The 12,369-nt window shown below is 63.2% G+C and carries 10 protein-coding genes; 2 read left to right on the top strand and 8 right to left on the bottom strand.

The annotated features are described in order from the left end of the window. Positions 1–2: 2 nt before the first annotated feature. Positions 3–1,088, top strand: coding sequence for an ornithine cyclodeaminase (locus AC07E3_RS14060; RefSeq protein WP_478362744.1), 1,086 nt, complete (start codon positions 3–5; stop codon positions 1,086–1,088). Here AC07E3_RS14060 and nadE read toward each other — a convergent pair whose 3' ends face one another. The 5 genes from nadE to AC07E3_RS14035 form a co-directional block, all read right to left on the bottom strand. Beyond that, positions 1,089–2,081: an NAD(+) synthase gene (gene nadE / locus AC07E3_RS14055; protein WP_478362742.1), complete on the bottom strand. Its 993-nt coding sequence runs from the start codon at positions 2,079–2,081 to the stop codon at positions 1,089–1,091. Further along, positions 2,078–3,637 carry a class I adenylate-forming enzyme family protein gene (locus AC07E3_RS14050; RefSeq protein WP_478362740.1) on the bottom strand — a complete coding sequence of 520 codons (1,560 nt, stop codon included), beginning with the start codon at positions 3,635–3,637 and terminating at the stop codon, positions 2,078–2,080. The genes nadE and AC07E3_RS14050 overlap by 4 nt, the downstream gene beginning before the upstream one ends. A 10-nt stretch (positions 3,638–3,647) precedes the next feature. Further along, positions 3,648–3,926, bottom strand: coding sequence for an acyl carrier protein (locus tag AC07E3_RS14045; RefSeq protein WP_007008922.1), 279 nt, complete (start codon positions 3,924–3,926; stop codon positions 3,648–3,650). 17 nt (positions 3,927–3,943) lie between these two features. Next, a complete protein-coding gene (gene asnB, locus AC07E3_RS14040) occupies positions 3,944–5,890 on the bottom strand; it encodes an asparagine synthase (glutamine-hydrolyzing) (RefSeq protein WP_478362738.1) in 1,947 nt (648 codons plus the stop codon). Between the two features lie 72 nt (positions 5,891–5,962). Continuing rightward, positions 5,963–7,072, bottom strand: coding sequence for a hypothetical protein (locus AC07E3_RS14035; RefSeq protein ID WP_478362736.1), 1,110 nt, complete (start codon positions 7,070–7,072; stop codon positions 5,963–5,965). A 183-nt stretch (positions 7,073–7,255) separates the two neighbouring features. Here AC07E3_RS14035 and AC07E3_RS14030 point away from each other — a divergent pair, with 183 nt between their 5' ends. After that, positions 7,256–8,149, top strand: a complete 894-nt coding sequence (locus AC07E3_RS14030; protein ID WP_478362733.1) for a LysR family transcriptional regulator — start codon at positions 7,256–7,258, stop codon at positions 8,147–8,149. Positions 8,150–8,164: 15 nt separating this feature from the next. Here the strand turns inward: AC07E3_RS14030 and AC07E3_RS14025 are convergent, their stop codons facing one another. The 3 genes from AC07E3_RS14025 to AC07E3_RS14015 form a co-directional block, all read right to left on the bottom strand. Continuing rightward, positions 8,165–9,613, bottom strand: coding sequence for an N-acyl-D-amino-acid deacylase family protein (locus AC07E3_RS14025; RefSeq protein ID WP_478362731.1), 1,449 nt, complete (start codon positions 9,611–9,613; stop codon positions 8,165–8,167). A 27-nt stretch (positions 9,614–9,640) separates the two neighbouring features. Next, on the bottom strand, positions 9,641–11,041 hold the full coding sequence (locus AC07E3_RS14020) for an amidase (RefSeq protein ID WP_478362729.1): 1,401 nt from the start codon (positions 11,039–11,041) through the stop codon (positions 9,641–9,643). Between the two features lie 69 nt (positions 11,042–11,110). Beyond that, positions 11,111–12,328, bottom strand: coding sequence for an amino acid ABC transporter substrate-binding protein (locus AC07E3_RS14015; RefSeq protein WP_478362727.1), 1,218 nt, complete (start codon positions 12,326–12,328; stop codon positions 11,111–11,113). Positions 12,329–12,369: the final 41 nt, after the last annotated feature.

The raw sequence follows: 12,369 nt of genomic DNA, 5'->3' as shown, positions 1-12,369 counted from the left end.
CGATGACCTACACCCCTTCGATCGACAAGCTGAACCTCGTTCCCTTCGTCAGTGTGCATCACATGATGGAGCTGGTGCTGGAAATCGGTGTGGAGCGCTTTCTGGCGGAGCTGACGGACTACATCGAGGAAGATTTCCTCCGCTGGGAGGATTTCGACAAGACGCCGCGTGTGGCCGCGCACAGCCGCGAAGGCGTGATCGAGCTGATGCCGACGAGTGACGGCAAGCATTACGGCTTCAAATATGTGAACGGTCATCCCAAGAATACCCGCGAGGGGCGGCAGACGGTGACGGCATTCGGAGTCTATGCCGATGTGGGCAATGGCTATCCGCTGCTGATCACGGAAATGACGATCCTGACGGCGCTGCGCACGGCGGCGACATCTGCTCTGGCGGCGAAATATCTTGCGCCCGAGGGCTCGCGCACCATGGCGCTCATTGGCAATGGCGCGCAGTCTGAATTTCAGGCAATGGCGTTCAAGGCCGCACTCGGCGTCGACCGCCTTCGGCTCTATGACATCGATGGCGGCGCGACGGAAAAGTGCCTGCGCAATCTCTCAGGGCTGGGTTTCGAGCTGACCGCCTGCAAGACGCCGGAAGAGGCGGTGGAAGGCGCGGACATCATCACCACCGCAACCGCCGACAAGCAATATGCGACGATCCTGACGGACAACATGGTCGGCTCCGGCGTGCACATCAACGCGGTGGGCGGCGACTGCCCCGGCAAGACCGAGCTGCATCGCGACATTCTCACCCGCTCCGACATTTTCGTGGAATATCCGCCGCAGACGCGCATCGAGGGCGAGATTCAGCAGCTTGCGGAGGATCACCCGGTGGAAGAGCTGTGGCAGGTGATCGCCGGAAAGGTGAAGGGGCGTCGCAATGCGCGCCAGATCACGCTGTTCGATTCCGTCGGTTTCGCGACGGAGGATTTCTCGGCGCTGCGCTATGTCTATGACCGCGTGCGCGAGACCGATCACTTTATCGAGCTCGACCTTCTGGCCGACCCCGATGAACCGCGCGACCTCTTCGGGATGCTTCTGCGTTTCCCCGGCTCTTCGCTGCTCGCGGCCAAGAAGGCTGGCTGATCAGGGGGCGTCGATCTCCTCGACCAACTGCGGCGGCAGGTGCAGATAGTGGGCGACTTTGCGTTTTGCGGCAATGTCGCGCCACACAAGCCCCACCTGCCGCTCGCTGAGGCCGGTGGCGCAGGCGACCTTCTTGGCCGGAATGGCGTGGTCGAGCCCGTAGAGGCACAGATCCATCTCGCGATAGGGGAGCGCGAAATAAAACTCCTCCTGTGACTGGGCGAGCGAATAGGTGTCTGTTGTCGGCATGCGGCGGCGGATTTCGGCGGGCACGCCGAGATATTTCGCGAGCTGGTAGACCTGCGACTTGTAGAGGTGGGCGATGGGCTTCACATCGGCTGCGCCGTCGCCATTCTTCACGAAGAAACCCTGATCATATTCCAGCCGGTTGGGCGTGCCGATGACCGCATAGTTCAGCCGGTCGGCATGGTAATATTCGAGCTGTTTGCGGGTGCGCTGCTTCATGTTGGTGGCGGCGACGATGCCGAGATAGACTTCTGGCGGGAGCCGGTGCTTCTCGACCGTGCCGTCGGGCCGCCGCACCACCAGATAGGAAATGTTGTAGGCTTTTGTGGTGAGCGCATTGGCGATGGCGATCTTCATCGACCAGCCTGCGCCATAGTCCGGTACGACCTGGCGAATGAAGGCGTCGCGGCGCTCATAGCAGCCCATGGCGGCGAGCGACGGGCCGATATCCTCGATCACGCTGGAGAGACCGAACGTCGTTGCGACTTCCTGGCCGAGCCGCAGGCTCTCCGGGTCGGAATCATATTCCGGCATGAACAGGCAGAAGACGCGCTCGGGCCCGAGCGCACGGGCGGCAAGCGCCGCGCAGACGCTGGAATCGATGCCGCCGGACAGGCCGAGCACTAATCCCCGCTTGCGCAGTCTGCTGCGCAGCTGGGTGCGCAGCGCGGTGACGATGCGCTGGGTCTCGGCGGCGGGATCGATCTTCAGATCGTCGATGGAAAAGCTGATGTTCATGTCGTTCATGATGCTTTCAGGGCCTCCGTGGCGGCGAGGCGGCGGCTGGGTTTTCCGTTTGCCGTTTTCGGCAGTTCCGCCTGGAAAATGAATGACTTCGGGACCATCGTGTCCGGTAAGCGGTGTTTGCAGTGCCGGGCGAGCATGCGCCCGGTGAGGCCGGGATCGTCGGCAACGATGAGCGCGTCGAGCCGGTGGCCGAAGAGCGGGTCGGGCGTGGTGAACGAAAGCGCCTCGCGCACGCCGGGGCAGGCGGCGAGCACGGCGTCCACCTGTCTGGGCGAGACCTTTTCGCCGCGGATCTTCACCACCTCGTCCCGGCGGCCGACGAAATGGAGAAAGCCTTCCGCATCGCGTTTGAAGAGGTCGCCCGTGTGGAGCCTTCGACCGCTGCCATCGGGCGCATCGCGCAGCGCAAGCGCGGTTGCCTCCGGATTGTTCCAGTAGCCCTGCATGACATGTGGTCCGCGGATGACAAGTTCGCCCGTGACGTCCGTCTCGGCTTCGTTGCCATCTTCATCGATGACAAGGGCCTCGGTGCCCGGCAGGGCCTTGCCGACGGAGGTAGGATGCCGGTCGAGATCTTCCGGCGCGAGAAAGGTTGCCCGCGCGCATTCGGTGAGACCGTACATGGAGTAGATGCGGGCTGCCGGGAAAAGCGCACGCAGCGCCTGAATGTGGGCGGGCGGCAGATGGGCTGCGGCATTGGTGATGTAGCGCAGCGGCGGTAGCCGGTCGGGCGTGAGCCCTTCGAGCGTGGCGAGCATGGCCGCCATGGTTGGCACGAGGGGAAACCCGGTAACGCCTTCGGCATGCGCCTTTTCCAGAACCGCGTGGGGGAAGGCGAAGCTCTTTTCCAGAACGAGCGTCGCGCCGCTGCGCACGGCCACGAGGAGCTGATACAGCCCGTAGGTGAAGGAAAGCGGCAGTGCGGAAAGCACCACGTCCCTGTCGTCGTTTTCCAGATAATCGGCGATCATCGCCGCTGCCGCATCGACATTGCGGTGGCTCATCATCACGCCCTTCGGCCTGCCGGATGAGCCGGAGGTGTAGATCAGAAAGGCGAGATCCCGGTCGTTTTCCTGCCGGGCGGGTAAGGGCGCCTCTAAATCGAGGCAGGCGTCGAAGGCGATGGCGTCGCTGAGCGTGGCCCTGTCCGTCCGGGTGACGATGTCCGTCCGGGCGACGATGGAAAGGGGCGTGTGGCCCGCCGCAGCAATCGCCTCATTCACGAGGCCGCCATGCCTGGCCTCATGAATGAGGGCTCTTGGCGTGCAGTCCATTAAGATCTGGGCGAGGCCCTCGGCCCTGACGCCGGGGTTGACCGGAACGACCGTCGCGCCGGCCCTGAGACCGGCAAAGACGGCGATGGCCATCTCCCGGCTATTGTCCATGCAAAGCGCAACCCGGTCGCCGGGCTCGACCCCGTGGGCGCATAAGGCCCCGGCCAGACGGTCGGCCAGACGGTCGAAATCGGCGTAGCTTAACCGGTCCGGCCCCGTGACAAGCGCGGTGGCGGAGGGGGCAAGCCCTGCACGGTCTTTCAGTAAGGTCTCAACGCGCATTGCGTCGCTCCTATGCGCCGGCTGGCGCGGTCTCCCTGGCCTTCTTCTTGCCCGCGACAAAGGCGCTTAAGCGGGCAATCGTGTCGAAGTTTTCCGGCACGATCTCCGGGTCGGCGACATCGATGGCGAAGTGCTCCTCGAGAAACGACACCATCTCCAGAATGCCGGTGGAATCGACAATGTCGTTCTCGATCAGAGATGCATCGTCTTCCGGGGCGTCCGCTTCATCGCCGAACAGGAAGTTCTCGATAATGAAGGCGCGGATATCGGCATTGATGGACTGGGGCATGGTGCTTCCTTTCACGGTCAGGCACGAACCGCCAGAGGTTGATCCGTTATTCGAACCGGCCTGGCGAACTGCTGGGACCAAAGCTGTGTCGACAGAATGCCGACGAATGCTGCGTTGTCTCGAAAACCGGTGAAACTATTTAGCCGGCTTTTTTTATACAATCTGGCTGTTTTTTCAACGTGGAAGTTTCCGTTTTCTTCCAGCGCCGATTTCTCGAATGCTTCTTCCACATAGGCCTGCGCGTGATCGGTGAAGGCGCTTGCCTCCGGCGCGCGATAGGGCTGTTTGGGCCGGTCGGCGATCTGTGGCGGCACGACATCGCGCATCGCCTCGCGCAGAAGATGTTTCTCCCGGAGCCCTTTGAGCTTGATGTTTGCCGGGGTCTGCGCGGCATGCATGACCAGCCGGTGGTCGAGGAAGGGAAAGCGTGTCTCGATCCCGTGCGCCATCGCCATGCGGTCGCCCTGGCTTGAGAGAATGTAGCCGGGCAGGAGAAAGCGGGTCTCCAGATACTGCGCCTGATGCAGGGGATGCCATTCGCTGAAGGCGTCGGGAAGTGTGGCGGCGAGTTCGTCTGCCGCATCATAATCGCCGAGCGTTGCCTTGAGCGCATCGGAGAAGAAGAGCTTCGTGCCGGCAGTGCTGCGCATGCGCGGACGATGCGAGAACAGCGGATCGTTCAGATCGTCGCTGGCAACGCCGAAAAAGGCGGCGAGATAATCCGGTGTCTGGCGCTTCAGATTGGAGAGATAGGGGTAGATGCGGCGGAACAGGTGCGGCCGCAATTGCGAGCCCGGCTGGCGCGCGCAGAAGCGCCGGATGCGCGCCTCCTTGAAAATGTCGTAACCGGCAAAGACCTCGTCTGCCCCTTCGCCGGAAAGGACCGCCTTGATGCCTTTCGAGCGCACCAGACCGGACAGCCGGTAGAGTGGTGCGGGACCGGTGCGCAGGATCGGCTGCTCCGTGTGGCGGATGACCTGCGGAAACACGGTGGCGATCTCGTCCATATCGCAATCGACCGTGTGGTGTGCCGTGCCGAGCGCTTGCACCATCTCGTTCTGAAACGCGCTTTCGTCGAAGGCGGGATCGGAAAAGGTGACGGCGAAACTGGTCAGGCCAGCGGGCGCCATGCGTTTGGCGAGCGCTGCGATGATGGAGGAATCGAGCCCGCCCGACAGGTAGGTTCCCACCTCCACATCGGCGCGCAGGCGAATGCGCGTCGCGTCTTCCAGAAGCGCGCGGGTCTCCTCCGCCAGCTGTGCCTCGGAACGGTCGTGCCGGACATTGGAGAAATCCAGATCCCAGTAGCGCTGCGTGCGGGCTGTGCCGTTCTCGACGATCATCCAGTGCGCCGGCGGCAGTTCGCTGACGCCCTCAAAAGCCGTGCGCGGTGGAATGGGAGCCCAGAGCGTAAAAATCTGGTCGAGCGCGAAGGGGTCGAGCCGCGCCTCCATGCCGGGAACGGTCAGGAGCGCCTTGATCTCGGACGCGAAATGGAACCGGCCCTGACGCCATGTGTGGTAAAGCGGGCGCACGCCCATGCGGTCGCGGGCGAGGAAAAGGCGCTTGCGGCGCGCATCGTGGATCGCGAAGGCGAAGTCGCCATTGAGCTGCTCAACGCAGTCCGGCCCAAGCTCGTCATAGAGGTGCAGAATGACCTCGGTGTCGCTCGATGTGCGAAAGCGATGACCACGGCTTTCAAGATCCCGGCGCAGTTCGACGTGATTGAAGATCTCGCCATTATAGGTGATGTGGAGCTGCCCGTCGGCGCTCGTCATGGGCTGCTGGCCGTCCGCCAGATCGACAATGGAAAGACGGCGATGGGCAAGGCCCACATCGTCCGTCACGTGGATGCCGGCTTCGTCCGGGCCGCGATGAGCGATTGTGGCGGACATGGCCGCAAGAAGCGCTTCAGCTTCCTGCGGGTGAAGACCCGCTCCGCAATAACCCGCTATTCCGCACATTTACAAATCACCCCTGAAGGCCATTCGGCCCTGTCTCGCTCTGGCTGCGCGTTCGCTTTTCCTGGAATTGCTCTAGTCGAAACGGTCGCCGAGAAGCCGCGTCCAAGATTCTCCTGCAAAACCGTTGAAAAAAGCCTGTCCCGTGATGAACGGTTCGAGCAGCGTCCTGTCCTTCGCATGAACAATGCTGGAGGACGCATGGACGAAAGCGAAGCGGCGACCGAGCATGGCGTTGATGAGGGGCGGCTGTCCGCGCCCGCGCAGAGCCACCAGCCCGCGTTCGGTCGCGTCCGCCAGCATCGCATCAATGACCGCGCCTTCCTGGCCGGGGAGCGACAGGATCTGGATCACGCGTCCAATGCCGCCCTGATTGCCGTAGTAGAGGAAGAGGCCAACCGGCTTGCCGCCGCGCGAGAGCACCTTGCGGCGCACCATCGCGCCGTAATCCGCCTTGCGCTGCGATTCATCCACCATGCGTTGAAGCTGGCTCTCCGTCCATTGAGGATGCAGGGCGAAGGCGGAGACGAATTGCTGGAACAGCGACACCGTTTCAGCCGCGTCGGCGTCCTCTGTGGCAAGTGTCTTGCCCGCAAATTCCGCATCCGACACATGGGTCCACTGGGGCGATGCGCCCCGGCGGCGTAGAAGGGCATCGAAGGGGCGCACAAGGGGTTTTGCGATGGCGGCAGGCGCGAAGGCGGACGCGGCCATGGCGGCGATGAAGCCGGCCGGGCGCAGGACGCGCAGCCATTCGAGACTGTAATCCGGCAGGATCGTGCCGCGCAGCTTGCGCCACATGGTCGTGGAAACATCATTGGCGGTCTCGGTCAGCGAGAGATCCTGCGGACCGGACTGGAAGGCGCGCAGAAGGCGCGCGCCGGCATAGGGATCCTGTTCGTGACCATCCACCATGAAGCTGCCGCCGATGGCGCTCTTCAGGGTCTTGCCCTGATAGACGAAGGGCATGGGAAGCACGCCCATGAAGCCGTTGACCGTGCCGTCTTCGCGCAGATGTACAAGTGACTGGATGTCGCCGTCGCGGTGGGGTGGGTCGAGAAAAAGCGCCTCTAGATATTCGTGCGCGCCAAGCGGCGCGGGGCCGTGTCCCTTGCGCAGTATGCGCTGGAACATCTCCGCAATGGCGGAAATGTCACCACGCTCCAATGGACGGATTTCACTCACGGACAATTACGCGCCCCGGTTGAATACGAATACTCTCGGGGCCAATGTGTGACCTAAAGTTGTTTATGAATTCTTTTGCGCCGGAAAGTTTTTGTGCATGGCATTCCGGTGAGCGTGTATGATTGCCGGCAAGCGCAGCCACAAGACTGCGGATGGGAACATGCGAAAGCAAAATCGGGCTTAATGAATCTTCGGCACATAGAGGTTTTTCACGCGATCCGTCTGGCCGGATCGATCAATGCTGCGGCTGAAAGGCTGAATGTCTCGCAGCCGGCGCTCAGCCGGACGCTCAAACACGCGGAATCGCTTCTCGGCTTCAAGCTGTTCGACCGCGTGAAGCAGCGCCTTGTGCCGACGCGCGAGGCGGAGCTTCTGTTTGCCGAAGCGGTGGATGTGCATGGCGCGCTGGAGCGTTTCCGCACGCTCGCCCGCAATCTGGGGCGCAATCCCGACGACGTGCTGCGTGTGGGCTTTCTGCCGAGCCTCGGTGTGGGGCTTGCGCCGAAAGTGGTGTCGAACCTGCCCAGGCACTGGGAAGGTTTCAAGGTCGAGCTGTTCACCCATCACTACGATGTGCTTTTGAGGCGCCTTCACGCGCTTGATCTCGATCTGGCGGTGGCGTTCAACCTTGTGGAGACACCGGGCATCAGCTCCACCACGGTAGGCACGATGAGCCTGACCTATCTGGAGACGGACGATCCCGCAAAACCGTTCGATCCTTCGCCGGTGCATCTGAGCGAAATCGACATGCAGTCCTTTGTCGGGCTTGAGAAGGAATCGCCCGTGGGCGTGTTCCTGAAGGCGGCCTTCGACGAGGAGGGACTGCCCTATGAGCCACGGATTTCGGTACACACCTATTCGGTGGCGGCGGCCTGTGTCAGCCAGGGGGTGGGCTGCGCCATCGTGGACGAATTCTCAGCGCGGTTCACGCGCGGCGTGCGGCTGCGCCCGCTTGTACCCGACCTGAAATTCTCGATCACGGCGCTGACATCGGAGAACCGTGCGATCTCCAACGCCGAGGAAATGTTCATCAGGATCCTGAAATCGGCCTGCCAGGAACTGCACCGGGAGGGGTGACGCTTTTCCCGCCGCTCAGGCCTCGCCACGCGCCACGAAACGCCCGCCGCGCGCGCCGGTGACCGCGCCATTGGCGAGCACCGCGACGCCATTGACGAAGACATGCTCGATGCCGGCCGACGGGCGGTCTGGCGTGTCGTAGTCGGCAAGATCCAGAACCGTGTCGGCATCGAAAGCGACGAGATCGGCATGGAAGCCTTCCTGCAGCCTGCCGCGCCGGGCGAAGCCGAAGATCTGGGCGGGCAGGGAAGTCATCTTGCGGATGGCTTCTTCCAGCGGCAGCACGCCGTCTTCGCGCACATAGCGGCCCAGCACGCGGGGGAAGGTGCCCCAGAGGCGCGGATGGGCCTGCGGGCCGGGAATGCCGTCTGAGCCGATCATGGTGCGCGGGTGCTGCATGATGCGGTTGATGTCTTCCGGCGACATCTGGAAGTAGATGCCGCGCGCGGGCGAAAGCCTGCGGGCCGCTTCTTCCTGATTGCAACCCATTTTCTCCGCGACTTTGGAAAGCTCCAGCCCGTTGAACTCGGGATGGGCGGCGGAATCGATGACCAGAATGCGCTCCGCATGACGGGTCAGCTCCGGCAGGAGCACGGTCGAGCTTGCCTCATAGGGATAGACATCCATGGCGATGTCCTGATGGCGAAGCGCGCTGTCGATCATCGACAGTGTTTTCTTCGAGCGCCCGTAATTGTGGCGGCCGATGCATTTGTGGTGCGAGATCACCACCGGGACGCCGGCGCGCCGACCGATGGCGATGGTCTCGCCGACGGATTCTTCCACCCGGTCGCGTTCATCGCGCATATGGGTGACGTAGAGCGCGCCGGGGAAGGCGGCGAGTGTCTGCGATAGCGCCACCACCTCGTCGGTCGGCGCGTGGCGGGCGACCGGATAGGCAAGGCCGGTGCTGAGGCCCAGAACGCCTGCCTCCAGCGCTTCTTCGAGCAGGACGCGCATGGCCGCGATCTGGCCTGCGGAAGCGGGCGCATCCGTGTCTTCGAGCGTCATGGCGCGCAGCGTGCCATGGCCGGCAAGGGCGGCCACATTGACGGCGACGCCGGCTGCATCCACCGCCTTGCGGTAGGCGGCAAAGGAACCGAAACGATAATCTTCCGCCGTGCCGAGAAGGCCGAGCGGCGGCACCAGTTCCACGGGCTTTTCGTAAGGCGCGAGGCTGATGCCGCAATTGCCGACGATCACGCTGGTCACGCCCTGCGTGATCTTGGGCTCCATCGCACTGTCGTTCAAAACGGCGAGATCGTCATGGGTGTGAACGTCGATGAAGCCGGGCGCGAGGCTGAGACCGTCGAGGTCGATCGTCTCTTTTGCCTGCCAGCCGGAAACATCACCGACCGCGGCGATGCGGCCATTGCAGAGTGCCACGCCGCCGCGGGTCGGTTGCCCCCCCAGGCCATCGAACAGCAAAGCGTTTGTCAAAAGCGTGTCGCAGGTGGATTGCGTCATCGGAAACTCCTTGCTGTCCGTATTGATTCAGGCCGCCGTGAGGTCCGGTTGCCGGTCTGTTGTCGAGATGCGCTGTTCAAGCGCTGCGCCGAGCGCAAGCAGCGGCTCCTCGGCGAAGGCTGCGCCCATGAGCTGCACCGAGAGCGGCAGGCCGGTTTCGGTGAAGCCTGCGGGCAGCGCCAGACCGCAGGCACCGACATAGTTTGCCGGGCGGCCATAGGCGGCCATCGGAACCGCACCCTCGTCCACCTCCGCGACGGGGATGGCGGGGAAGGGCACCGTCGGCGTGAGCAGCGCGTCGAAGGGCTTCATGAAATCGGCATAGACCGCCTTCATGCGCCTGTGGCCGGCGAGCGTCTCGATATAGTCGTTGGCGCTGACATTGGCCCCGGCGAGCACGCGCTGGCGCACATAGGGGCCGATGGGGACGCTCTCGTCGTGGATGTAATCGCGATGAACCGCATAGGCTTCGGCGGCGATGATGCGGCCATTGCTCTCCGTCAGATCGTTGAAGGCGAAGGGCAGGTCGGCGGGAACCAGCGTCACGCCGAGGCTGATGAGCGCTTCCTTTGCCTGATCGTAGGCGGCCTGGCTTTCGGCATCGAGCGGGATCGGGAAATCCTCTTCGCGCATGACCGCGACCCGCATGCCCTGCGTGCGCATGCCCTGCCATGCGCCGGGCTTCAGCGCCGGTGCAAGACGGGTGGCCGGATCGCTGGCGTCAGGCCCGGAAAGCGCGTCGAGCAGAAGGGCCGCGTCGGCGACGGTGCGCGTCATCGGGCCGATGGAATCGAGCGTGCTGGAAAGCGGAAAGCAGCCTTTCAGGCTGATCCGTCCATAGGTGGGTTTCAGGCCCACAATGCCGTTGAGTGCGGCGGGAATGCGCACGGAACCGCCCGTGTCGCTGCCGATGGCCGCCGGCGCAAGGCCGGCGGCAACGGCCACGCCCGAGCCGCTGGAGGAGCCTCCGGGAATGCGGTGTGTCTGCATGTCCCAGGGGTTGCGCGGTGTTCCGCATATCGGATTCGTGCCCCAGCCTCCGAATGCGAATTCGACCATTGCTGCGCGGCCGATCGGAATCATGCCGGCGGCAAGCAGTTTGCGCATGACGGTGGCGTCGCTGGTTGAGCGCCGGTCTTTCCAGGCGGCGCTGCCCACCGTACAGGTTTCGTCCTGCCAGTCGACCAGGTCCTTCACGGCAATTGGCAGGCCGTGAAGCGGGCCGTAGACCACGCCAGACGCGCGCAGCTTGTCGAGCCCCTCCGCCATGGACATTGCCCGCTCGGCATCGACATGCACGAAGGCGCCGAGGGCCTTGTCATGGCTGGCGATGCGCTCCAGGAAATGTCGGGTGATGGTGCTGGACGTGAGCGAGCCTTCGCTCAGCGCTTTCGAGAGGTCCGCGAGGGACGCGAATGACGGATCCATGATGTTCTTTTCTTGAGAAAAATGCGCCCGGCCCCGAGGGAGACGTTTCGGAAGCCGGGCGCAAGGTCGCTAGTCTCGTTGATCCCAACCGGGGATCGGGTACACAGGCTCGGCAACGGCGACTTCTTCAGGCCACACGGTCACGAGCCCCTTGCCCGGCTGCAACTGCACGACCGGGAAAGGCATTTTCAGCTGCTTGCCGGTTTCGTCGATCGCGTAGGGACCGGCGAGAACCGTCAGGTTGTCGCTGAGTTCCATTGCCGCCTTCTTCATGTCGGCGGCGTCGAAGCTGTCTGCGTTCTCGATGATTTCGCCGGCGATGACGGCGGCGCCATAGGCGAGAACGGTCTGGAAGTCCGGCTCGTAGGAGACGTCCGGGAAGAGCTTTTCATAAGCTGCCAGGAAGCCTTCACGGTCGAGGCCGGCATTGACCTCCCAGTTGATGGTCGGGTGGAAATTGGTGTGGCTGTAGATGTACTGCGCATCGTCGCCGATCTCGATGAACTGCGGCGTCGAGGCGTAGACCATGAACGAGAACGGGAAGTTCACGTTCATCTGGTGCATCTGCCGCACCATGGAGATCAGGTCGCCCTCATAGCTGGTGGGGAAGAACACGTCGGCGCCAGCCGCGCGCGCCTTCTGCAGGAGCAGGCTGAAATCCTTCGTGCCCTTCGGATAGTCTTCCTTCAGGACCACTTCCATGCCGAGCTTTTCGGCAATGGCTTCCGCGCCATCGGCGAGACCGGCCGGGAAGGGCTCGTCCACATTGACGATGGCGACCTTCTTGTTGCCAAGTGCTGCAGCGGCTTCGAGACCGGCCGACGGCATGCGCGACACCGGCATCTGGGTTGCCGAGGCGATGTTCTTGAAGCCCTGGTCGTAAAGCGCGTCGGAAGCCGCGGACCAGATGACCATGAACTTGCCGAGGCGCTCGGTCACCGTGGCGGCGGCTGCCGTCAGGGTGGAGCCGAACGGAGCCATCAGCACGTCGACATCCTCATTGGCGATCAGGTCTTCATAGACGCGGGCAACCATCTGTTTGTCGGAGCGGTCGTCGCGCTTGACGAGCTCGACGAGGCGCTTCTCGCCATTCACTTCCAGGCCGCCATTGGCGTTGACTTCATCGACCCAGATTTCCACGCCGCGCACACCCGACTGCGAGGCGAGCGCGAAGTTGCCGGACGACGAAACCGTCATGCCGATCCGGATCTTTTCCTGCGCCTGGCCGGCGACCGGCAGCGCAAAGCAGGCAAGCAGCGTGCCCGCCATGAAGCTTCGTTTGGTCATATTCCACATGGGCATTCCCCTTTTGTTGATCTTGGATAAAC

This window comes from Nitratireductor lacus (assembly GCF_056431025.1).
This window is presented reverse-complemented; position numbering and strand designations above follow the sequence as displayed.

Bases quoted from the DNA above. Each gene is read 5' to 3' on its own strand.
- AC07E3_RS14025 (WP_478362731.1), bottom strand. From the start codon at position 9,613: ATGACGCAATCCACCTGCGACACGCTTTTGACAAACGCTTTGCTGTTC.
- AC07E3_RS14030 (WP_478362733.1), top strand. From the start codon at position 7,256: ATGAATCTTCGGCACATAGAGGTTTTTCACGCGATCCGTCTGGCCGGA.
- AC07E3_RS14015 (WP_478362727.1), bottom strand. From the start codon at position 12,328: ATGACCAAACGAAGCTTCATGGCGGGCACGCTGCTTGCCTGCTTTGCG.
- asnB (WP_478362738.1), bottom strand. From the start codon at position 5,890: ATGTGCGGAATAGCGGGTTATTGCGGAGCGGGTCTTCACCCGCAGGAA.
- AC07E3_RS14045 (WP_007008922.1), bottom strand. From the start codon at position 3,926: ATGCCCCAGTCCATCAATGCCGATATCCGCGCCTTCATTATCGAGAAC.
- AC07E3_RS14020 (WP_478362729.1), bottom strand. From the start codon at position 11,041: ATGGATCCGTCATTCGCGTCCCTCGCGGACCTCTCGAAAGCGCTGAGC.
- AC07E3_RS14050 (WP_478362740.1), bottom strand. From the start codon at position 3,637: ATGCGCGTTGAGACCTTACTGAAAGACCGTGCAGGGCTTGCCCCCTCC.
- nadE (WP_478362742.1), bottom strand. From the start codon at position 2,081: ATGAACGACATGAACATCAGCTTTTCCATCGACGATCTGAAGATCGAT.
- AC07E3_RS14060 (WP_478362744.1), top strand. From the start codon at position 3: ATGACCTACACCCCTTCGATCGACAAGCTGAACCTCGTTCCCTTCGTC.